Below are 20,708 nucleotides of genomic sequence, written 5' to 3' on the forward strand. Positions count from 1 at the left end.
ACCTCCTACCGATCATCAAAAGTGCAGAGTCATCAGGCTTGCTATCAGGAATCTCACTGCTATTATCAAATCGCCACTATCAAAAGGAATTGCGTCAATGACTGGACCAAGAGTTTACGTTATCCAATATGATGAAAAGAATGAGTACCCCTATGGATTTGTTTCAGTTCCAGATTGGGAGATGAAGCTTCCAGAAAAGATTCAGGACGAGGATGCACTTCGCATTCAATATGTAGTTGAATATAATAAAGATGGGGACGCAGAACTTTACAAAGTTACAGGATGGGACCGGAGGATAGTAAACCGATCGCAAGGCAAGATGATTGACTGGACTCTGAGAATAGGGGGGACAGTTGGATTATCCAAGGAGCAGGTAAATTACTTGTTGGATACTTACCGTCCAGGTACGGAACTGACATCTTCTCAAGTGACAGACTTTGACGCCTTTCTAAATGGATCTCGTAAACCTCCAGAGGTCTTCGACCTAGACGGAGTTTTAAGGAAGGCAATGTCGTTGGAGGATGCAAAGCTTGCGGTTTCGAAATTCTACCATGTTAGACCTGAGCAGGTTCAAATCAACATCATAGGATAAATGACGGCATTCGGTGGACGCGTGAGGCGCTTCAGATAACCCTGTTGGACCAGTATAGGGTTTTCTAAGGCGCATAACTTCTCAAGCAGGCAATGTTTCTCCTTTGAGTAAAACGACCTCATCGGAGTCCTTATGCGTTTGTATCTGTGCGAGAAGCCCAGCCAGGGTAAAGACATCGCCGCCGTACTCGGGGCCAAGACACGAGGTGACGGCTGCATCAAGGGCAATGGTGTGGCCGTGACCTGGGGAATTGGGCACTTGCTGGAAACGGCTCCACCGGATGCCTATGGCGATCACCTGAAAAACTGGAGCCTGGATACACTTCCAATCCTGCCTGTTGAATGGAAAGTGCTCGTAAAGCCGAAAACCTCCAGTCAGTTCAAGATCGTCAAGCAGCTTCTCAAGCAGGCTACCGAGCTCGTCATTGCGACAGACGCTGACCGCGAGGGGGAGATGATCGCGCGCGAACTGATCGAGTATTGTGGGTACCGAGGACCGATTCAGAGGCTATGGCTGTCTGCGCTCAATGAAGCATCCATCCGCCAAGCGCTCAACACCGTCAAGCAAGGCTCAGAAACCTACCCGTTGTACCTCTCGGCGCTCGCTCGCTCCAGAGCGGACTGGCTCATCGGTATGAATTTTTCGCGGCTATTCACCCTGCTCGGCCGACAGGCCGGGTACACCGGTGTGCTCTCCGTGGGCCGTGTCCAAACACCGACCCTTCGCCTGGTGGTCGACCGCGACCGGGATATCTCGAACTTCATACCCAAACCGTTCTGGAGTGTCGAGGTTCAGCTCTGGACGGCAGGACAATCGTTCTTAGCGAAATGGGTCGCCGATGAGTACGTGGTAGATGAGGAAGGCCGTTGCCTTGATCAAGCTGCTGCAGCTGCTGCACTGGCCGCGCTGAAAAGTAGTCAGGCTGCCTCAACAGTTTCTGTTGATACAAAGCGTGGCAAGGATCCAGCTCCGCTCCCGTTCGATCTGAGCACCCTGCAGGAGGTGTGCTCTGCAAAGTTTGGGATGGGTGTGCAAGAGACGCTGGACGTAGCACAGTCACTTTACGAAACTCACAAGGCGACGACCTACCCAAGGACCGATTGCGGGTACCTGCCGGAGAGCATGTTTGACGAAGTGCCGATGGTCCTCGATGCTCTGAATCGAACTGATCCATCCATCGGCAAGACGCTGCAACTGATCGACCCGGAGCAACGTTCCCGGGCATGGAATGACAAAAAAATCACTGGTCCCCACCACGGGATAATCCCCACGCTTGAACCTGCAAACCTTTCAGCAATGTCTGAGAAGGAACGCAAGGTCTATGAATTGATCCGCGCCCACTTCCTTGCGCAGTTCCTGCCTACCCATGAGTACGACCGGACCGTGGCCACCTTCGAATGCAATGCCGTTCTACTGCAAGCAGTGGGCAAGCGAATCGTGGTCCCAGGCTGGAAGGTTCTTTTTTCTGCATCGTCCGAAGAAGAGGCTGATGACAGTGGCGGCCGCTCTCAGATCCTGCCAGTGCTGCAAATTGGCACTCGGTGTGACGTTCAGGACCTGCATCTCAAATCGCTGAAAACTGAGCCGCCCAAGGCTTACACCGAAGGTACATTAATCAAAGCGATGAAAACCATTGCCAAGCTGGTGAAGGATCCACGACTGGCTCAAAAGCTCAAGGAAACCACCGGTATTGGTACTGAAGCAACTCGCGCAGGCACGATTCAGGGCTTGATAGACCGAGGGTCACTCATCAAGAAAGGTAGCGCGCTGCGAGCAACTGAAGCAGCATTCTCGCTAATTGATGCGGTCCCTCCTGCTGTGGCCGATCCCGGCACAACTGCGATATGGGAGCAAGCGCTTACGATGATCGAGCAAGGCACCTTGACGCTCGATGATTTTATCGCCAGACAATCGAGCTGGATCACCAGGCTCGTCGAACAATACAAAGGCACCACCTTGTCGATCAAAGTGCCCGAAGGTCCCAAGTGCCCTTTGTGCAGTGCGAAAACCTCGCAGCGTAAAGGATCCTCAGGCGTTTTCTGGGCGTGTTCCCGCTACCCCGAATGCAAAGGTACGGTGAACATTGGTACAGGGAAGAAAAAATCACCTGGCAAGTCAGCCAAGCCCCGAGCCGCTACTGTCAAGAGCAGCTGAGAGGCTGGTGATAGCGGGGTTACAAATGATGTGCCACAATGGGGCTACTACCAGTTCCACCCCGCTGGTCACTGACGGTCATCAGTGACACCCTGGAGAAGTCGGCCTTGCCTTCATTCTCCTCCCCCAAAGTACGCAAAGCATCGGGAGGGGCGTACAGATCTTGTTGTGAATTCTCCCTGTGTCTCCCTGTTCAGTAGCAGACACGCAGCCGTCTAACTCGTGAAAGCGGGTTCATAGGCACACAGAGTTCACAGAAGGTTCGATGCATAGTCGTCTCAGGGCCGCACTGGTGTTGCGGTCCACTTTTTTTTAAAAACGCTTCCGACTCTCTCGGCAGGTAACCTGGTCATCTCGCAACGCTGGATGACCAGGTTACCTTCCGAGGTAGCCACTTTTCGCTGCCGGCGCCCACCGGTGAAAAAACGGGTTCCCTTTGTGCGCGAATGCGTGCCTTTTGATAACTGGCCCAAGCCACGACAACGGGCCGGGTGATGTCGATGTAGCAATGCGTGCGATCAATGCCCAGGGATCCTCGCTGAGCTAGCGCTCACAGGTGGCAAACTTTACAAGTTGTTGCAAAGTACACATCGGCTGAGAGCTAGCGTCTTCAATGAGATAGCTCTCAGCACGATTCCCATTGAGTCAGCGTTAGAACAACATTGTTTCTCCAGCCAGATAAAGCGTCTGTTCGCGTGAAATTCCTCCAACAGGTTGTTCTTTCGCGTGAATAAAACAAGCTCTAATTACGCCTCGCTTTTGCGGGACTGAGTCAGTAAGGAACGCTGTATTTTGCGTTCATCAATATTAGGAATTAACATGAGTGTGCTGAAGGGAGTGCTTGACTGGATGATCACTAAACTTGCGTCTAAGCAATCTCCAGTAAGACCAGAAACAGTTGAGAACCAAGCGGCTCAGGCAGCCTTAGAACTCGCTGCGATTCTGAGAGTAGGGGGAGCCTTGGAGCATGATGAGATCCCGATGATCACACGTCGACTGCAGTCCGTGATTGATGCGACAAATGCCGTGGTTGCTGCCTGCGAACCAAGTCAAGCAGAAGGAAGATACTGTCGTAGAGAGCTCTGACACAAGCATCTCACGCTGGTCGTGGCCAAACCCGACAGCTCGTGCTTGACAAGCCTTCAAAGAATTCACATTCTCAAGACATGTACCGCTGACGTTGTCAGCAACATGCCCGGGTAGTCAGGATCTCACGACTACGATGCGTCCCACGCATTGATCCCGCCCAAAGTTCGCAAAGCTTCCGGAGGCGCGAACGATCGGTATTGGTTACCGATGGATGCATATTTCACATCGCCCGCAACGCTGCACTCGGCTTGGCTGAGTCATGTCATACAACTCACCTGCCCTCGGGGAATACTTTCCCTTAGGGACAAGTTTCTCCGTTTTCTACTATTTGAACGGAGACTGACCATGTCGAATCACACGGCTATGCACTCAGCATCTCAGAATGTTGAAATCACGAAACGCGTTGATATGCTTTATGGCGAGGCATGCCGTCAATTTCCGACATACGAAACGATGGTCTTTGAGCATTTCTGCTCTCAGATGATTGAGACTTTCGGCGATGACGAACTGGCGCTTGAAGCAGCAGATGCGTTTACCTATGCACGCTTGGACTATGATTATCTTTCCCCGTCAGAAATCAAGGCGGCAAGGGAAATTAATCGAAGCCATGGAATCTGCAGTCACGGTCTTACTGAAGACACCTGCCCATGCGGTTGTTTTGAGTTCACTGGGCCAGAGGTTTATGAGCACTATGGACCTGAAGATTGTGACCTTACTGATGCTGAAGTCTTTGAAATAAGTGATCCAGCCCTCGCGATGAGTGATGAGGAATGGGAGCTTATGAATGAACAATGGCGTCAACAAGAAATGTTATACGCAAGCAAACCTATCCGTAACCTCCTCAAAGCTTTGTGGATTAAGGCGTTGGAGTTATCAACTATTCGTCGAAAGTAGTCTGGATCTCACGACTACGATGCGTTCTACGCATTGATCCAACCTAAAGTTCGCAAAGCTTCCGGAGGCGCGAACGATCGGTGTTTCAAACGCCGATGGATGCACATTAAACGCGTCACTCACCCAGCGGGGAATCACTCCCCTCTCGGGCGGTGTTCTCCGCAATTTTCCCTGGAGAAACATCATGAGTACAGCAAGCTTTCGTTTTGGCGTTATGGTTGGTACAGCATTGCGTGAATGCATCCGTGCAGTCACTCATAAGCCTAATCCTGAACCAGTGCAAGTCGCACCACAGCAAGTCAGGACAATGCCTGAACCTGTGATGTCCAACGAACAGTGGGAACAATACCGCCTGCCGGCATTGGCTCGATGCAAACACGTCGATCTTGCTGGCTGGTATGATCACCACATGCAAGAAATTCAAGCCAAACCCGTAAAGAAACCCCGGAAATCTCGCGCATCGAAGGCGCTTGAAACATCCCAAAAGCAGGATGCTGAACCACCAGTCAAGGCCCCTGTGATGGGTCCTTTGGACCAGCTCATTGCCTAATACTCCCCACCCTTGGCAAGCCCCTCATGTATTGAGGGGCTTTTTTCATTTGGAGGGTTGACAAACGAATCGCCCTTAAAGGATTCTAAAGCCATGTACCGCTGACGTTGTCAGCAACATGCCCGAGGTAGTCTGGATTTCATGACTACGATGCGTTTTTCGCATTAATCCAACCCCCAGTTCGCAAAGCATTCGGAAGCGCGAACGGTTGATCAGTTTATCTGGTTGATGGATGCACAATGATTCTCTCACCCCATCGGGACCTTTCCCGTAGGGTTGGTCTCGTGCCCAGCAGGAGACCTTCATGAAAAGCAGTATTGCGCTGTACCAAGCATTGATTTCAATCGATGTTCCGGAAGACCGCGCCGCTGCAGTCGTCGATGCTCTGGAGTCGGATATGCAAACGCAACTCGCGACAAAAGCCGACATCGACACTCTCGAGTCTAGACTCGAACTGAAACTCACCATTCGTATGGCCGTCATGCTGACTGCTGCTGTAGGCGTTATGCTTACTGCGTTCAGATTCATGCATTGATTGTCGTAAAATTTCGCTTTACCACCCATGCGGGGAATACCTTCCCCCTGGGCGAAGTGTATCTCCGCTTTGAACACTCAAAACTGGAGATACATCATGAGCAATTCTACCAACGAAACCAAATACTTCGACCTGCACACCGTCGGCATTGGCTATCTCAACCGCATTCGTGAAGTGAAGCCTCGTAAGGGCGCTCCTTTCATGGCTGTGACAGTAGCTGCCCTCAAAGGCACATCTGAGAAACCTGAGTACGCCTACATTGACTGCAACGTGGTTGGTGCTGAAGCTGACAAGCTGATTCGCCGTTGCCAGGAAGCTGTTGCTGCCGAGAAGAAGGTTCTTGTCTCTTTCCGGATCGGCGATATCTGGGCTGATGTTTTTACTTACAGCAGTGGTGCTAAGCAGGGCCAAGCAGGTGTCAGCCTCAAAGGCCGTCTCTTGTACCTTGCCTGGATCAAAGTTGAAGGTGAATACGTCTATCAGGCTCCGCAGAAAGAAGAAGCACCTGCCTCTTCTGAAAGTTCAGAGTCCGAAGCTACCCCAGTCGTTCAATCCGAGGCGTCTGCCTCCAGCGAACCAACTGATGTGGCTACTCCAGCTGCTACTCCCCCTAAGCCAACACGAGCAAAACCAGCTCGCGCAGGACGAGGAGAGAAACAAGCCGCTTGATAGATTTTTTACAACCTCAAGGCGCCCTGCAGGCGCCTTTTCTTTTCTCCACATAGTAGGTAACGACTTCATGAAATTCGCTATCGCTACACTCGTGCTTACAGTGCTAAGCATATTTTTTCTGGAATTTGGACAACAGCTCTCCGCTCAACTACTGACACAGATCGGCGCAGGAGGACTGGTCGCCACTTTTCTTGCAATGACAGGTATGGTGATCACTTCTTGACACTAAACCTTCTACTTTACCCTTAAGGCCCCCACCCTTAAGGGTCCGGGGCCCTTATATTGGAGCTCCTATGGACAGTAATACTAATAGACTTACCTTGCGACTTGAGCTCGCTTTGCTGATCTCAAAAGCACACACTCAAGATAGTATCTATCAACAGGTTTTGAACAAAGATACGCCTCCGGATCGCTTTTCCAGTTTGTATTGGGAGGATGTCCTGGACAAGCTCGAAGACTTGGCCCTATTGGACCACGTTGAGAATTTCACACCGGACCACAGCTCGTATATTGAAGATGCTGCACTCCTCAGGTCTTACTGGACTCTTCGGGAATGGTGCGGGATAGATATATATCCTGATAGCCCATCCGCTGTGACAGAAAGACTCTAACCAAACGTTCTCAAGAACGAAAACCAACCTGACCGGGTAATTCACCACCCGGTCGGGCCAGGTGGTTACCCGCACCTGGAGAACTACTATGTCCACCGCCATAAACCACTTGCCATCCACTTTGCTGAAATTGCCAGTTGTGCTGACGCCTTCCGCATGGAATGAATCTGTTCACTTGGAAGCCCCATCACATATTGCAGAAGTCGGCACTCGCCTAGGCGAAGTCGTACTCGAAGCGTATCGTGAACTCCACCTGCAACCCGATGAAACCCAGATAGACTTCGGTATCTATCGTTTCCCACCTAACGGTGACCGCTCAGGGCGTGAATGGCTGGAGCTAAAACTCCATCGCATTGATGCAGTACACGGTAATTCGTACCTGTGTATTTCGCTGAGGGATGAAAAGCCGCTCTATCTTTGCTGACCCAGTTAGCAACCTGCAACCACGAACAAGCCCGAATATTCGGGCTTTTTTTCGGGCTCCCATATTAGTGGCCTGCCCGATAATCCGGAGTAGTCATGATCAACCTGCCCGGCTATTTGGCCATACGCACCATCAGCGGTCGCAACGGCGCTTTCAACGTTGGGCGACTTTCGACGTCCATCGGTGAGTTCGTTATCAAGGACGCGCTGCTGGACCAGTACCACGAGGGCAAATATCGAGGTGATTTTGTTATCACCGAAATTCGTCCCTCCTACTACACAAACGGCGGCAGATTAGTGGTAGAAGTCCGCGCCAGGCTGGACAGCATGTCTTTGGACGATGTGGCCAACCTGAGCGCAGACGAGGCTGAGAGGCTGTCCAACAACGAAACTGACCCACTCGACGAAGAAGCCTCGGGAGGCTCGTCGTCAACCAAACCTCGCCCGACTATTCAAACAACTCCGAGAAGATCAGTTTCTGCTGGCAGTGACGCACCGTTCGGGATGTCGAGATCCGAGCCTGAGAAACAGGTCACCGCACATGAGGCTGATGCAGAGCTGTTCGGCACGATCTGGCCGATTGGACGTTCAGTCAAGCTGGACACAACTGTAGACCGTAAGCGTCTGCGGCAACAATGTGTTCGCCTTGGCGAGCTCGGGTATGAGCTTGACTTCAAGCTGCAGATTTGGAATCTCAGCACTTATTGACCTTGCTCAGAACTGAGCGTTTTCTACTTTTACATCCCCTGAGGGCTCCCTCATGGGTGCTCCTCATTACTAACTGAAGGAGCATCACATGCATCCGCTTTTCATAAATATCAAGAAAGCGATCCTGGATATCATTGAGGATCAACTCACCAACAACGAAGAAGCGCCTGACTCTGAAATCTGGAACATTCTGGTCGACGAACTTGACTTGACCGTAGAACAGGCAGACGCAGCCATAGCAATGCGACCGCGCTTCCAATGCGAGATGTTCATTGCTGGGCAAAGCCCGTTGTATCAAACAAACACCGTAACCTTCGATCCGCTTGAGAAAAAACTCGTGGCTGCTGAGCCTTTGAGTTTCGATCAGATCCTAGAGATATACACGATGCTGCTGAAGAGTCGACCGGGTTACCGACTCAAACTGGGGGCTCACTGGGCAGCCGGTTTGAATTCAGAGGGTGAGCTGTATTGCACCCATCTAAACCCATGCGACAAAAACGTCATGTTTGAAGTTTACGACTTCGACCGCGATGCGTTCGTTGATGGTCGCTGGCAGTACGAGACAGAAGAACAAACTCGGGCGGCAATCGATAAACCCGAATTTATCCGCTAAACACATTGAATCCCGAGGGGCATCACCGCCCCTCAGGGCGGTTCCCCTCGTGTTTTGGAGGACCTAATGCCGAACCGCACTCAACTCTTTCACATCGAAGAATGCCCGGATCTGTACGTCGACGCGTGCGTCTGTGACGAGCAGCGAAACCTGATATTCCTATCAGCCTGGGGCCGCGACACGGCCATGCAGGAGTTTCTGGCCAGACTCACACTCGGTACCACCGAGAACGGCTTGGACCAGTTCCACATCGTCATGAATGACCAACGCATCCCGGTGTTCCCTAATACGGATCTGTTGGAAAAACGCACCACTCGCCAGCTTCGCGGAACGCTCTTCGGCAGCCTGCTGCACTTATGGCTGTTCGATCAGCGTTGCTCGCAGCCGGATAGAGCAAACCATTCTGCTTACGCGCTCATCAATCAAGCCCAAGACCCGTTCGATAGGTTGTGGCCGCTGATCGTAGACACTTGCCCTCTTCCGTTCCTTCCACATTGGCGTGAGCCGGTGATGGAGGTCCTTACTGCGCACAACATGTTGCACCCGCTACCGGGAGCTATTGGCTCGGTGACAGCCTGGCGTTTGTCGCTGCAGCTGGACGTGCTCGAAAAAGCTCTCGGCGAACTCATTCGCGCAGGGAAGCTCACCACTGAAGTTACGGCGTAGTTCACGCCCACCAGTCCAAGGAGCCAACCATGGCTTTGATGTTCTCACGGCTTGCCCGTAATTTTGCACGCAACGGCTATTACCCGACTGACGAACTGACTCTGGAGCGCACTCTGCAGGCATTGTTGCCGGCGGCCTCGGGACGGATGCGGATTCTTGATCCGTGCTCGGGAGAAGGAGTGGCTTTGGCTGAGGTCGCACACCGGCTGGAGCGAGACCGAACAGAGACGTATGCGGTTGAGTACGACAAAGAGCGCGCTGATCACTCGAAAACGTTGCTGGACCGAGTGCTGCAGGGTGACTTGATGGACACCATGATCTCTCGACAGTCCTTCGGACTGCTCTGGCTCAACCCTCCTTACGGGGATCTGGTCGCTGATCACTCTGGCGCTTCACAGTACCAGGGTAGCGGCCGCAAAAGGCTGGAGAAGGCATTTTACCAACGGTCACTGCCGTTGCTTCAGTACGGAGGGGTGATGGTATTCATCGTTCCTCACTACGTGCTGGACGACGAGCTGTGTGGCTGGCTCACCAATCACTTTACCGGGCTGCGGATCTGCGCCGCGGTAGACCGGACGTTCAAACAGGTCGTGATATTCGGAATCAGGGTACGGCGTCAGGATCTGGCAAGATCCCGGGAACTGGCGGCGATGCGTGAGTATCTGCGGGCAATCGGATCCGGGGAAGAAGCTGCTGATCTGCTACCGGCCACTTGGCCATGGGAGCAATACGCTGTCCTACCGATCGCTAATGAACTGGAACACTTCTACCGAATCACTCTTGAACCCGAGCAATTCAGTGAAGAGGTTCTTCGTCTGAGAGGCCTATGGCCTGATTTTACGCTGCACTTTGGCCAGACTGGCGCTCAACCGCGGGCCCCGGTGAAGGCACTTTCACGGTGGCACTTGGCACTGGCACTCGCTGCTGGAGCCATAACTGGTGTAGTGACCTCTCGTTCCGGGCGTGTCCTGGTGCTCAAGGGCGACACTTACAAGGATAAGGTTCCCAAGACCGAATTCACTGAGGACGAGGACGGCAACGTGTTTGAGACACGGATCTTGACTGATCGTTTTGTGCCCAGGATTCGGGCATGGGATATGACGCCAGGCTCATCCTATCTAGGGTACGCACTGACCATCAGCTCGGATGCGACAACACCAGCTACACACGAAACCACCTCAAACACTGCTGCAAGTAGTCAGAACGCTTCAATTGAACTGGGCCGTGTGATGGTCACGCACAGCGTTCAAAGTCTGCTTCAAAATAGCTCTCTCGACGTGAGGCAGTACCTGCGGCGTCACGCGACGGGCGATTGGGGCGAGATTTCGAACGACGACTGGGACAGCAACCAGCAAGCACTGAGTGCTGATGGCCGATTGTTTTCCGGGTATGACATCGACGCAGAGGATGAGACCAGACTCTGGATCATTACCGAGTCTGATCGCTCAGCAACAACAGTCATGTTGCCATCTGACTACTAAGAAACTTTACCAACACCTTTCAATCATCTAACCGCACCTCAGGGTATGAACAATACCCTTGGTGGTGTCGTGCATGCCCTGTTTAACCCAATAGTGGAGAAACATCATGAACGACCTGCCTTTGGCTGCGCCTGCAGGCCACCCTTGTGTGCCAACTTTGAACATCGGGCTCACTGAGTTTATCGAAGAGTTTGGCGACGAACTCCTGGAGTCACTCAACCGCTCCAACCCACCGGTTTACGCCGGCATCGACAATCCGGCTCGGCAGTGGGTGCTGGACGGCCTCAAACGACAGCCCTTCCCTGCCCAGGCTCAAGTGGTCCAGGCAATTGCCGCGCTTTTGCTCGATCAGAATGAGCAGGCTGGCATCATCAATGCCGAGATGGGGACAGGCAAAACAATGATGGCCATCGCTCTCGCTGCAGTCATGCATGGAGCTGGTTATCGCAGGACGATGGTCATCGCGCCTCCGCACCTGGTCTACAAGTGGCGGCGCGAAATCCTCGAAACCATCCCAGACGCTCGCGTCTGGGTGCTCAACGGACCGGATACCCTGGTCAAGCTGCTGAAGCTGCGCGATCAACTGGGTGATACCTACGACGGACGTCAGGAGTTCTTTATTCTCGGCCGTGTGCGGATGCGGATGGGGTTCCACTGGCGTCTGGCCTTTTGGCAGCGACGTGCCGGCGGTGGAAGGAGCCTGGCAGCGTGTCCAGATTGTGGGCGTCTGCTCCAGGACCAGGAAGGCAATCTGATCACCGCTGATGAATTTCAGCGTGAAGAGCGACGTCGACGCTGCGAACACTGTGATGCCGCTTTATGGACGCTGATGCGCCCGGGCAAATCGGATGGCGGCAGCCGCCGTAACACGATCCTAAAGTCGATGTGTCGCATCCCTACAATCGGACCTGTTCGTGCAGAACGGCTTCTATCTGACTTCGGCGAAGACTTTCTCGCCTCGATGCTCCTGGACAATGTCTCTGAGTTCATCAACCTGATGGACGCCAAAGGCAACTTCATCTTCAGCGACCGCCAGGCCAAGCGCATGGAGCGTGCGATGGCGAACATCGAGTTCGGGTTCGGCGAAGGGGGTTACCAACCCACCGAGTTCATCAAGCGCTACCTACCTTATGGGTGCTTCGACCTACTGGTCGTGGACGAGGGGCACGAGTACAAAAACAGTGGATCGGCACAAGGTCAGGCTATGGGCGTGCTCGCAGCCAAAGCACGAAAGACTGTGCTGCTGACCGGCACTCTGATGGGCGGGTATGCAGACGATCTGTTCTACCTCCTGTTCCGAATCCTCACCAGACGTATGATCGAGGACGGCTATCAGCCCAACGCGCGAGGAAGCATGGCGCCGGCGGCGATGTCTTTTATGCGGGATCACGGGGTATTGAAGGATATCTACACCGAGCGTGATGGCAGTTCTCACAAGACTGCCAAAGGTAAGAAACTCTCAGTGCGGACGGTCAAAGCTCCGGGGTTCGGCCCGAAAGGCATTCACCGCTTCGTTCTACCCTTCACTGTGTTCCTGAAACTCAAGGATATCGGCGGCAACGTGCTACCTGGTTACCGGGAGGAGTTCATTGACGTACCGATGTCTCCAGACCAGGAGGCGGCTCACCGTAAGCTTGCCCAGACATTGACCGCCGAGCTTCGGCAGGCGCTGGCCCGTAGAGATACGACGCTGTTAGGGGTGGTGTTGAACGTGCTGTTGGCATGGCCGGACTGCTGCTTTCGACCTGAGGTGGTGAAACATCCTCGATCCAGAGACACGTTGGCTTTCGTGCCGTCGGTCTTCGATGATGACGAGCTCATGCCGAAGGAACAGGCCCTTCTGGACCTATGTCTTGCTGAAAAAGCCCGGAACCGCAAGGTTCTGGCCTACTCGGTTTACACGGGTACCAGAGACACCACGAGCCGCATGAAGCGGGTGCTCGAGCAATCGGGACTGAAGGTGGCAGTGCTGCGTGCATCGGTGGACACCGCCAGGCGCGAGGACTGGATCCTTGACCAGGTTGATCGAGGCGTCGACGTACTGATCACCAACCCGGAGCTCGTAAAAACAGGTCTGGACCTGCTGGACTTTCCGACCATTGCGTTCATGCAGACGGGTTACAACGTCTACACGGTGCAACAGGCGGCAAGGCGCTCATGGAGGATCGGACAGAAGCAGGACGTCCGGGTGATCTTTTTCGGCTACATCGGCAGTTCTCAGATTACCTGCCTGCAACTGATGGCCAAGAAGATCGCCGTATCGCAGAGCACTTCAGGGGATGTTCCAGAGTCTGGATTGGATTCACTGAACCAGGATGGTGATTCCGTAGAGATGGCACTCGCCAGACAACTCATCAACGCTTGAACATGGCCACCTTCGGGTGGCCATTTTTATATCCTTCGGGTGCCTCCAAGCAACACACTTCCTGCCCCCAGCGCCGCAGGCCATGGGGTTCGAGTCATGTAAACAGACGCTTACTCTAGTCTTTATCTTGAAGCGCATGCCACATGGCCACTTGCCTTAAGCATCCTTCAAGGAGAATATGTGCCCTCATTTGGAGGGACCTACGATGAACAACGAACAACTCAAAGACACGCTGATCCACGCGACTCGGGATTTTTGGGCGGCCTACAGCAGCCCGTTGTTGCTGAGCAACCTACCCAGTTCTTTGTCCGAGAAGGGAATAGCAGACTATAAGTCCATCCTTGGAAATACTTCATTGAAGGCCTTTGTAAGCACCTTAGCCGAACAAGGCCACCTCAAAGTTGTCACTCACCCGCAGCACCGCGCGAAGATTGGGCTTATTCCCGCCGAAGAGTCTTACGATTTTCCGCAAGAGGAGGATGCTGTAAAGCAAAAGCAGAAGTACACCGGTGACAGCCACGCAGTCCGGTTACTCGACATCCTTAGCAAGCTAGATGATCAGGATCTAGTAAACCTCAATATCCCAGTCTCTGTGCTGGCAAAATTGCACCGCATGCCATGAACGTTTTCATTGCGCTGGCAACCACGAACGACTTTCTTCGAAAGGAATTCATAAAGCTCCGCAATGGCGTCGCCCTTCCCGCCAACCTCAGTGAAACAGCAATAAAACTTGAGTTGGGTACTCCAGAGGTTGGGCATTGGGACACACTAGAAGACTATTTTCACGCAAAATCAGCTTGCAATGACGCTCTACTCGTAATTGCGGATCACGCTTGCGCGACTAAAATCGACTTCACTCCAACGGCGCTTTTCAGCTATAGACTGGAAATTCCCCAACGAGTTGAGAATCCTGCGCCATTTCTAAAACATCATCTGTCTCGGCTCCTAAATCACTTCAGTGCCTTCAAGCAGCTCAATGCAAGGGGCGAAAATTACCTTGTCTCGATCCTGCCAGCCCTGAACTTTGATGCTGATGAATGGCGCCAACTACTCGACAAGGTACGTTGTGAAACACACAGTGACACCTTTATCAAAGAGGTAGAGATTCTACTGACAGACATCCGCAGAAAGAGACGGAAACCCAGGCGTAAAAACAAGGATCGAACACATTTCTTTATAGATGATGATGATAAGCATTTTTTATACGGGAAAGAACATCACTCACAGTTCCAAACAGGTGAACCTCACACTAAGTCTTGTGACCTCAACGGCAGATTCAGGTTCGGCAGGAAAGTGGATGATCCTCTCAGGCACTTCAACGTGAATCGCGGGTCGGGGCGAAACCCATCGGTTAAGGGAGCATTTGTGAATTGCCATAATGAGACCCGTGAGGTCACTAAAACGTCTCACCTGAACATGTTCATGAACGACTTTTTTTGATCGAAAAAAAAGGGGAATCAATTAATTGATTCCCCTTTCCTGCAGCCTATCGCTTATTCCACCCTCAGCGTCAATAGAAAGGATTGCTGCTCTGAAACGAATACGTTTCTGGTGCTTTCCCAGCTATTGGCAACGCATTCATCAGTCGATGACCAGGCCGGTGTCCAACGTATTGGATTCAGCAGCCCGGAAGGCGTGGAGCGTAGCGCTGTATCGTACGATATCATCCTAACAAACTTTTGCGCAAGAAGACTTACCTCCTTGACCGGTTGAGTACCCTCGTAGATCAGCCCGAAATCCTGAGGTTATCCCTGAGAATGTTCGCGAATTCCCAGGAGGAGAATTTCTCTCTCGGAAACCCAACGCAATCCAAAAACGGTTTGGTACTGATTCTGATGATCGCTTTTGCGAACCTGCCTCACATCTTGAGTGAGGTCCTTCATGAAACTGCCACTGCGCCCTTCTCTTTCCCGCGCTGCCATCCTGCAAATACTGACCCTGATCGTGCTGATCGGCATGTTGGTCTACCAGCAGTGGCAGATTTTCCACCTCAATGCCGGCTTTGAGTCCGCTGCAAACCTGGAAACCGTCAACGCCATCACCCAACGCATCAATGGCGTGGATGACCGGCTCGATGCCGCCAGCCAGATGAAGTCCGTGACCATCGATGATTTCAGAGCCGGCCAGCAGGCTTTGTCCAACCGCATCGATGCCGTTCAAGCCCTCCTGAAGCAGGTGCAGGAGGCGGCGAAGGAGGCTGCCCAGCAGGGTGCCACAATGGAAGAGGTTGTGGTCATGGGGGCTCGGATCGAGGAGCTGCAGGTGAAACTCCAAGACCTGCGTGCGGCTAAACCAGCATCTGTTCAAATCACGGCAGCCAAGCCAAAGACTCCACCCCCCTCCCGCAAATCAACAGCACAAACCAAAGTTCCGGAGGCTCCTCCACCGTTTTCGGTCGTGGGTGTGGAGTATCGCGGGGGCGAACGTTTCTTGTCAGTTGCCCCGCCTGGCAGCACTCAACTGAGTCAATTGAACTTGGTACGCCCGGGCGACGTGGTCGCGGGGAGCAACTGGCAGCTCAACAGCCTGGATGACTCGCGCGCCCTGTTCAGCATCAACGGCTCCACCCGCATACTGCCCCTGCGCCCTTAGAGGTTCACATGTCCATTTACACCTTGCGAATGTTCACACTGACGGGAGTGATCCTGCTCTCAGCAACTGGCATGGCCAACGCCGCCAGCAATAGTTCAGCGCAGTCCACCAGTAGAGAGCAGCAGAGCGCTTTGCTGGACAGCCAATCGCAATCGAGCGACGAGATGCTGGCACGAGACTGGAACCTCAGTCCTCAGGAATGGCAGCGCTATCAAACGCTGATGCAGAGTTCACGAGGTGTGTATTCCCCCGGGCTGGATCCGCTAACTGCATTGGGTATCGAAGCCCGCAATGATGAAGAGCGCCGGCGGTATGCAGAGCTCCAGGTCAAAGCCGAGGCGCAGCGCACGGCAAAAGAATTGGCGTATCAACGCGCATATGACGATGCCTTCAAACGCCTCTATCCCAATCTGATGCCCATCGCCAGTTCGGCGTCCCAGGGGGGGACCGCGAGCCCTGCTAACCAGGGCAATGGCCGATTGGCAGTGTTCGTCAAGGACGATTGCCCGGAGTGCTCCGTTCGGGTTAAGGCCCTTCAAGCTCAGAAGCAGCCGTTTGACGTGTACATGGTGGGTAGCCAGAACGACGATGAGCGAATTCGTAACTGGGCGATTGTCTCGGGGATCGACCCTGCGAATGTCAGAACCCGACAAATCACACTCAACCATGACGGTGGACGTTGGCTTGGCCTGAGCTTGGGTGGCGAGTTACCGGCCGTTGTACGAGAGGTGAATGGGCAATGGCTGCGTCAGTGACGTGGGCAGGCCTTGCCCTGCTGTGCTTCGCGTTGACAAGCCATGCAGCCGAGCTTCCGCCGCCGGCTTATCAACTGGCTGCTCACGCCGCGAACATTCCGTCGGAGGTGCTCTACTCGGTGGCACTGCAGGAAAGCGGGACGCCACTGCGGGGCCAACTGGTCCCGTGGCCTTGGACGCTGAACGTTGCCGGCGCAAGTTATCGTTTTGCAACCCGTGCCGATGCCTGCACCGCACTTATCATCGCACTCGCGCAGGCGGGTCCCAAGCGGGTCGACGTCGGATTAGGTCAGGTCAACATGGGCTGGAACGGCCAGAGATTTAAATCAAGCAATCCGTGCGACGCGCTCAATCCCTACAAGAACCTCGATGTAGCTGCCCAGATGCTCGCCGAACTGCGCGCGCTTGGCGGTGACTGGATCACCGTAGCCGGACGCTATCACCGGCCTGCCGGCGGCGCTCCAGCCGCCAATTACCGCAAGGCCTTTGCCAAACATCTCAGCCGGGTAACCGGCATCCAAATGCTGGTGACCAATCCATGACCCGATCAGTGATCCTCGGCGCAGCGCTCTGCCTGCCATTTATGATCTGCCAAGCTGCAGAGCTCACCGTGGTTGAAGACAAAGGTGGTGACTCAGCGCTGCCTTACTATCGATCTCTCAATCCCGAGCCGTCCTCTTCTGTCTCAAATGACCTGACCTCGCAACTGGATCCTGTAGCAGCACAGGGCTTGCCGGTACGCACCACTCGAATGACTCCGGGGACAGTTCAGGGCCGAATCATCAACGCGCCAGGCCTGCAGCCTTTGTTCCTGATCGGTGACGATGAAACATCACGCCGATGGCTACAAGAACGCGGTGCGGTGCTGAAGCAGATGCAGGCCGTAGGACTGGTGGTCAACGTGGCCACACAAGAACGACTTGCCGTAGTCAGGAGTTGGTTGCCCGACGCGCTCGTGTCCCCCGCATCGGGTGACGAGCTTTCTCAACGACTCGGCCTGAATCACTATCCGGTGTTGATCACCCCAACCGCCATCGAGCAATAGGAGGTCGGATTATGGCTCACGATTACGCCATTGAATCACTGCTCAGACCCGCCGTAGAGCTGTACACCGTGTACGTGTGCGCTGCAGGTGCATTCCTGTGCGTGTTCGCTCCCTGGGCGTTTGCGCTTACTCCGCTGTTCGGCATCGTGACCTCCGCGGGCTTTCTCGCTTTGGGTTTAGTGCGTCTGAAACAAGCATGGCAGGTGCTGCGCTATCGCCGAAACATCCGTCGACTGCCTCATTACACGATGACCAGTAAAGAAGTGCCGGTCAGCAATCAACGTCTCTTCATCGGTCTTGGCTTTCGCTGGCAGCAGCGCCATACCCAGCGGCTGATGGACACTTACCTGCCGAAGTACGCCAGCTACGTTGAAGCTACCCCCCTTTTCCGCGCAGCGCGTCGTTTTGAGGAAAGAGCTGAGTTCGCCCCATACCCGGTCCGGCTTCTGGCCAGAGCCACATCATGGGACGTGCCCATCAATCCTGTGCGACCTCTGCCCCCCGTCGGCGGTTTGCCAAGGCTGCACGGCATCGAGCCATACGAGGAGAACGTCTCTCTCCCTTTGGGTGAGCGAGTAGGCCATTCAATTGTCCTGGGCACTACCCGTGTCGGAAAAACGCGCCTGGCTGAATTGTTCATCACTCAGGACATTCGGCGTAAAAAACACGGCCAGCATGAAGTCGTTATCGTCTTCGACCCGAAGGGCGACGCCGATCTGCTCAAGCGCATGTATCTCGAAGCCAAACGCGCCGGACGCCTGAATGAATTCTATGTGTTCCACCTGGGCTGGCCGGATCACTCGGCACGCTACAACGCCGTAGGACGTTTTGGTCGGATTTCGGAGGTGGCCACCCGGATCGCTGGCCAACTCTCCGGCGAAGGAAACTCGGCAGCATTCCGTGAATTCGCCTGGCGTTTCGTGAACATCATCGCAAGAGCCCTGGTCGCACTGGGCCGCCGACCTGACTACCTCCAGATCCAGCAGCACGTGATCAACATCGAAGGGATTTTCCAGGAGTATGCCTCTAAATACTTTGATGAATCTGATCCAAAGGCCTGGGAGGCGATCGTCGCCATTGAGGGCAAGCTCAACGACAAAAACGTACCGTTCAACATGAAGGGTCGGCCGTTCCGCGTGGTGGCCATCGATCAATACCTGTCTCAGACGCGCGTGGCAGATCCAGTGATGGATGGACTGCGCAGCGCGGTCCGCTACGACAAGACCTATTTCGACAAGATCGTCGCCTCGCTGCTGCCACTGCTTGAGAAGCTGACAACAGGCCGCATGGCGGAACTGATCTCGCCGGACTATCAGGACGTGAACGATCCTCGACCGATCTTTGACTGGATGCAGGTGGTCCGCAAAAAGGCCGTGGTTTATATCGGCCTGGACGCCTTGTCGGACACAGAGGTCGCCGCTGCCGTCGGCAACTCTATGTTCTCCGACCTGGTCTCGGTCGCTGGCCATATCTACAAGTTCGGTGTCGACGACGGACTACCGGGCGGCGTCCCTGGCACCAAAGTGCCTATCAACCTCCATGCCGATGAGTTCAACGAGCTGATGGGTGAGGAATTCATTCCGATGATCAACAAGGGTGGTGGTGCCGGCATGCAGGTGACTGCCTACACCCAGACAATGAGCGATATCGAAGCGAAGATCGGCAACAAGGCCAAGGCTGGCCAGGTGATCGGTAACTTCAACAACGTGTTCATGCTGCGCGTCCGCGAAACGTCCACCGCCGAGCTGCTGACAAACCAGTTGCCTAAGGTTCAGGTTTTCACATCCACCCCGGCCAGCTCGGCGAATGACAGTGCAACGGGCAGTACCGCGTTCACGTCCTCCAGTCATGACCAAGTTCAGCAGGTCAGCGTGCCAATGATTGAGCCAGCGCATGTCGTCGGCCTCCCCAAGGGCCAATGCTTTGCTCTCATGGAGGGCGGCAATCTGTGGAAAATAAGAATGCCTTTGCCCGGGCATGATCCTGATGAGGTGATGCCGGCAGATCTGCAGGCCTTGGCGGAAAGCATGCGTCAGACGTATCAGGTGGGCAAGGTCGACGACACTGGCTGGTGGTCAGCGCCTGGTTATCAGACGCTCAACGAGTCGCTGCCTGCAGATCTGCTCGACGACTTCAAAAAAATCGGTGCTGCACCTGAGGATGCGGCATGACTCTCGGCGGGTTGAGCGATCGGCAAGGGGGCGTCTGATATGGCTGACGTTGCCGATCGCGCGAAACAGCAACAAGACCACGAACAGTCGTTCATAGGATCTCTTTTCACCCTGCCCTTCCGATTCGCGGCAGTGATGTTCCTCTCTCTGGGGGGAGCCATCATCGTCGAATGGATCTGCATGTACTTTTTCTGGCCGGAGGCCGGTTGGCAGCATGCTCGTGCAATGCTCGATCATGAACTCAGCTGGCTCTCCAAGGGGTTCCTGCAGAGTGTGGTTGTTCAAGAGCCAGGCCGAACGGCGACATGGCTGGTTCAAACCACATATGACTGGCTGGTGGTCAAGACCGGGCTTCAGGACTGGGTTCAACACACCTCTGATTATGCTGCGACAGGACAACGATCACGCGGTTTCGATATGCGCTACATGCTCGGCGTGGGAGTCAGCAAGTTTCAGGATTACGGCCTTGCGGCGCTCTACACGACACTGGTGTTTTGCGTGCGCCTGGTGATCCTGACCCTCGCAATCCCGTTATTTGTGATGACGGCGTTTGTTGGTTTTGTGGACGGACTGGTACGCAGAGACTTGCGGCGGTTCGGTGCCGGCCGCGAGTCCAGCTACCTATATCACAAAGCTCGAGCAACGATGGTGCCGCTGGTGATCATCCCCTGGAGCCTCTACCTGGCTCTGCCATTCAGCGTGAGCCCATTGTTGGTGCTCCTGCCATGCGCAGCACTGCTCGGCCTGGCGGTCAGCATTACGGCGTCCAGCTTCAAAAAATACCTTTAGGTG

22 protein-coding genes are annotated in these 20,708 nt (G+C 54.1%); all 22 read left to right on the forward strand.

Features of this window, described 5'->3' with window-relative positions:
• The first annotated feature begins 97 nt into the window (after window positions 1–97).
• The 22 genes from BZK31_RS02625 (at window position 98) to BZK31_RS02730 (ending at window position 20,705) form a co-directional block, all read left to right on the forward strand.
• Window positions 98–592 carry a hypothetical protein gene (locus BZK31_RS02625; RefSeq protein WP_029572726.1) on the forward strand — a complete coding sequence of 165 codons (495 nt, stop codon included), beginning with the start codon at window positions 98–100 and terminating at the stop codon, window positions 590–592.
• A gap of 132 nt (window positions 593–724) precedes the next feature.
• Complete coding sequence (locus tag BZK31_RS02630) at window positions 725–2,746, forward strand: DNA topoisomerase III (RefSeq protein WP_003425069.1); 2,022 nt, start codon at window positions 725–727, stop codon at window positions 2,744–2,746.
• 819 nt (window positions 2,747–3,565) lie between these two features.
• Window positions 3,566–3,832 carry a hypothetical protein gene (locus BZK31_RS02635; protein ID WP_017699420.1) on the forward strand — a complete coding sequence of 89 codons (267 nt, stop codon included), beginning with the start codon at window positions 3,566–3,568 and terminating at the stop codon, window positions 3,830–3,832.
• A 348-nt stretch (window positions 3,833–4,180) separates the two neighbouring features.
• Window positions 4,181–4,729, forward strand: a complete 549-nt coding sequence (locus BZK31_RS02640; RefSeq protein WP_029572725.1) for a hypothetical protein — start codon at window positions 4,181–4,183, stop codon at window positions 4,727–4,729.
• Between the two features lie 307 nt (window positions 4,730–5,036).
• Window positions 5,037–5,279 carry a hypothetical protein gene (locus BZK31_RS02645; protein ID WP_003317521.1) on the forward strand — a complete coding sequence of 81 codons (243 nt, stop codon included), beginning with the start codon at window positions 5,037–5,039 and terminating at the stop codon, window positions 5,277–5,279.
• A gap of 304 nt (window positions 5,280–5,583) precedes the next feature.
• On the forward strand, window positions 5,584–5,814 hold the full coding sequence (locus tag BZK31_RS29660) for a hypothetical protein (RefSeq protein ID WP_003425076.1): 231 nt from the start codon (window positions 5,584–5,586) through the stop codon (window positions 5,812–5,814).
• 96 nt (window positions 5,815–5,910) lie between these two features.
• Window positions 5,911–6,483 (forward strand): STY4534 family ICE replication protein, encoded by a 573-nt coding sequence (locus tag BZK31_RS02655; RefSeq protein ID WP_004409789.1) that lies wholly within the window; start codon window positions 5,911–5,913, stop codon window positions 6,481–6,483.
• Between the two features lie 70 nt (window positions 6,484–6,553).
• A complete protein-coding gene (locus tag BZK31_RS29665; RefSeq protein ID WP_003317518.1) occupies window positions 6,554–6,709 on the forward strand; it encodes a hypothetical protein in 156 nt (51 codons plus the stop codon).
• A gap of 476 nt (window positions 6,710–7,185) precedes the next feature.
• Window positions 7,186–7,521, forward strand: a complete 336-nt coding sequence (locus BZK31_RS02665; protein ID WP_054991125.1) for a hypothetical protein — start codon at window positions 7,186–7,188, stop codon at window positions 7,519–7,521.
• Between the two features lie 95 nt (window positions 7,522–7,616).
• The gene (locus BZK31_RS02670; RefSeq protein ID WP_003317516.1) at window positions 7,617–8,228 is read left to right on the forward strand and encodes a DUF3275 family protein; all 612 of its coding nucleotides are present in this window, start codon (window positions 7,617–7,619) and stop codon (window positions 8,226–8,228) included.
• 88 nt (window positions 8,229–8,316) lie between these two features.
• Entirely contained in the window at window positions 8,317–8,841 is a 525-nt protein-coding gene (locus tag BZK31_RS02675; protein ID WP_029573115.1) for a hypothetical protein, read from the forward strand.
• A gap of 66 nt (window positions 8,842–8,907) precedes the next feature.
• The gene (locus BZK31_RS02680) at window positions 8,908–9,507 is read left to right on the forward strand and encodes a hypothetical protein (protein WP_029573114.1); all 600 of its coding nucleotides are present in this window, start codon (window positions 8,908–8,910) and stop codon (window positions 9,505–9,507) included.
• A gap of 29 nt (window positions 9,508–9,536) precedes the next feature.
• Window positions 9,537–10,988, forward strand: a complete 1,452-nt coding sequence (locus tag BZK31_RS02685) for a DUF6094 domain-containing protein (RefSeq protein ID WP_057419740.1) — start codon at window positions 9,537–9,539, stop codon at window positions 10,986–10,988.
• A 106-nt stretch (window positions 10,989–11,094) separates the two neighbouring features.
• Window positions 11,095–13,353 carry an SNF2-related protein gene (locus tag BZK31_RS02690; RefSeq protein ID WP_029572122.1) on the forward strand — a complete coding sequence of 753 codons (2,259 nt, stop codon included), beginning with the start codon at window positions 11,095–11,097 and terminating at the stop codon, window positions 13,351–13,353.
• Window positions 13,354–13,558: 205 nt separating this feature from the next.
• Window positions 13,559–13,975, forward strand: a complete 417-nt coding sequence (locus BZK31_RS02695) for a hypothetical protein (RefSeq protein ID WP_229621099.1) — start codon at window positions 13,559–13,561, stop codon at window positions 13,973–13,975.
• Window positions 13,972–14,793: a hypothetical protein gene (locus BZK31_RS02700; RefSeq protein WP_029572124.1), complete on the forward strand. Its 822-nt coding sequence runs from the start codon at window positions 13,972–13,974 to the stop codon at window positions 14,791–14,793. The genes BZK31_RS02695 and BZK31_RS02700 overlap by 4 nt, the downstream gene beginning before the upstream one ends.
• Window positions 14,794–15,234: 441 nt before the next feature.
• Window positions 15,235–15,945, forward strand: a complete 711-nt coding sequence (locus tag BZK31_RS02705; RefSeq protein WP_029572125.1) for a hypothetical protein — start codon at window positions 15,235–15,237, stop codon at window positions 15,943–15,945.
• A gap of 8 nt (window positions 15,946–15,953) precedes the next feature.
• The gene (locus tag BZK31_RS02710) at window positions 15,954–16,700 is read left to right on the forward strand and encodes a TIGR03759 family integrating conjugative element protein (protein WP_016567472.1); all 747 of its coding nucleotides are present in this window, start codon (window positions 15,954–15,956) and stop codon (window positions 16,698–16,700) included.
• Window positions 16,685–17,242, forward strand: a complete 558-nt coding sequence (locus BZK31_RS02715) for a lysozyme family protein (protein WP_016567471.1) — start codon at window positions 16,685–16,687, stop codon at window positions 17,240–17,242. Before BZK31_RS02710 ends, BZK31_RS02715 begins: the two co-directional genes overlap by 16 nt.
• Window positions 17,239–17,745 carry an integrating conjugative element protein gene (locus tag BZK31_RS02720; protein ID WP_003435734.1) on the forward strand — a complete coding sequence of 169 codons (507 nt, stop codon included), beginning with the start codon at window positions 17,239–17,241 and terminating at the stop codon, window positions 17,743–17,745. Before BZK31_RS02715 ends, BZK31_RS02720 begins: the two co-directional genes overlap by 4 nt.
• Window positions 17,746–17,756: 11 nt before the next feature.
• Window positions 17,757–19,916: a type IV conjugative transfer system coupling protein TraD gene (gene traD, locus BZK31_RS02725; protein ID WP_016567470.1), complete on the forward strand. Its 2,160-nt coding sequence runs from the start codon at window positions 17,757–17,759 to the stop codon at window positions 19,914–19,916.
• Window positions 19,917–19,955: 39 nt separating this feature from the next.
• Window positions 19,956–20,705 carry a TIGR03747 family integrating conjugative element membrane protein gene (locus BZK31_RS02730; RefSeq protein WP_003425101.1) on the forward strand — a complete coding sequence of 250 codons (750 nt, stop codon included), beginning with the start codon at window positions 19,956–19,958 and terminating at the stop codon, window positions 20,703–20,705.
• Window positions 20,706–20,708: the final 3 nt, after the last annotated feature.

Source organism: Pseudomonas floridensis (assembly GCF_002087235.1).
In the GTDB taxonomy this organism is placed as follows: domain Bacteria; phylum Pseudomonadota; class Gammaproteobacteria; order Pseudomonadales; family Pseudomonadaceae; genus Aquipseudomonas; species Aquipseudomonas floridensis.

Bases quoted from the DNA above. Each gene is read 5' to 3' on its own strand.
- BZK31_RS02625 (WP_029572726.1), top strand. From the start codon at position 98: ATGACTGGACCAAGAGTTTACGTTATCCAATATGATGAAAAGAATGAG.
- BZK31_RS02630 (WP_003425069.1), top strand. From the start codon at position 725: ATGCGTTTGTATCTGTGCGAGAAGCCCAGCCAGGGTAAAGACATCGCC.
- BZK31_RS02635 (WP_017699420.1), top strand. From the start codon at position 3,566: ATGAGTGTGCTGAAGGGAGTGCTTGACTGGATGATCACTAAACTTGCG.
- BZK31_RS02640 (WP_029572725.1), top strand. From the start codon at position 4,181: ATGTCGAATCACACGGCTATGCACTCAGCATCTCAGAATGTTGAAATC.
- BZK31_RS02645 (WP_003317521.1), top strand. From the start codon at position 5,037: ATGCCTGAACCTGTGATGTCCAACGAACAGTGGGAACAATACCGCCTG.
- BZK31_RS29660 (WP_003425076.1), top strand. From the start codon at position 5,584: ATGAAAAGCAGTATTGCGCTGTACCAAGCATTGATTTCAATCGATGTT.
- BZK31_RS02655 (WP_004409789.1), top strand. From the start codon at position 5,911: ATGAGCAATTCTACCAACGAAACCAAATACTTCGACCTGCACACCGTC.
- BZK31_RS29665 (WP_003317518.1), top strand. From the start codon at position 6,554: ATGAAATTCGCTATCGCTACACTCGTGCTTACAGTGCTAAGCATATTT.
- BZK31_RS02665 (WP_054991125.1), top strand. From the start codon at position 7,186: ATGTCCACCGCCATAAACCACTTGCCATCCACTTTGCTGAAATTGCCA.
- BZK31_RS02670 (WP_003317516.1), top strand. From the start codon at position 7,617: ATGATCAACCTGCCCGGCTATTTGGCCATACGCACCATCAGCGGTCGC.
- BZK31_RS02675 (WP_029573115.1), top strand. From the start codon at position 8,317: ATGCATCCGCTTTTCATAAATATCAAGAAAGCGATCCTGGATATCATT.
- BZK31_RS02680 (WP_029573114.1), top strand. From the start codon at position 8,908: ATGCCGAACCGCACTCAACTCTTTCACATCGAAGAATGCCCGGATCTG.
- BZK31_RS02685 (WP_057419740.1), top strand. From the start codon at position 9,537: ATGGCTTTGATGTTCTCACGGCTTGCCCGTAATTTTGCACGCAACGGC.
- BZK31_RS02690 (WP_029572122.1), top strand. From the start codon at position 11,095: ATGAACGACCTGCCTTTGGCTGCGCCTGCAGGCCACCCTTGTGTGCCA.
- BZK31_RS02695 (WP_229621099.1), top strand. From the start codon at position 13,559: ATGAACAACGAACAACTCAAAGACACGCTGATCCACGCGACTCGGGAT.
- BZK31_RS02700 (WP_029572124.1), top strand. From the start codon at position 13,972: ATGAACGTTTTCATTGCGCTGGCAACCACGAACGACTTTCTTCGAAAG.
- BZK31_RS02705 (WP_029572125.1), top strand. From the start codon at position 15,235: ATGAAACTGCCACTGCGCCCTTCTCTTTCCCGCGCTGCCATCCTGCAA.
- BZK31_RS02710 (WP_016567472.1), top strand. From the start codon at position 15,954: ATGTCCATTTACACCTTGCGAATGTTCACACTGACGGGAGTGATCCTG.
- BZK31_RS02715 (WP_016567471.1), top strand. From the start codon at position 16,685: ATGGCTGCGTCAGTGACGTGGGCAGGCCTTGCCCTGCTGTGCTTCGCG.
- BZK31_RS02720 (WP_003435734.1), top strand. From the start codon at position 17,239: ATGACCCGATCAGTGATCCTCGGCGCAGCGCTCTGCCTGCCATTTATG.
- traD (WP_016567470.1), top strand. From the start codon at position 17,757: ATGGCTCACGATTACGCCATTGAATCACTGCTCAGACCCGCCGTAGAG.
- BZK31_RS02730 (WP_003425101.1), top strand. From the start codon at position 19,956: ATGGCTGACGTTGCCGATCGCGCGAAACAGCAACAAGACCACGAACAG.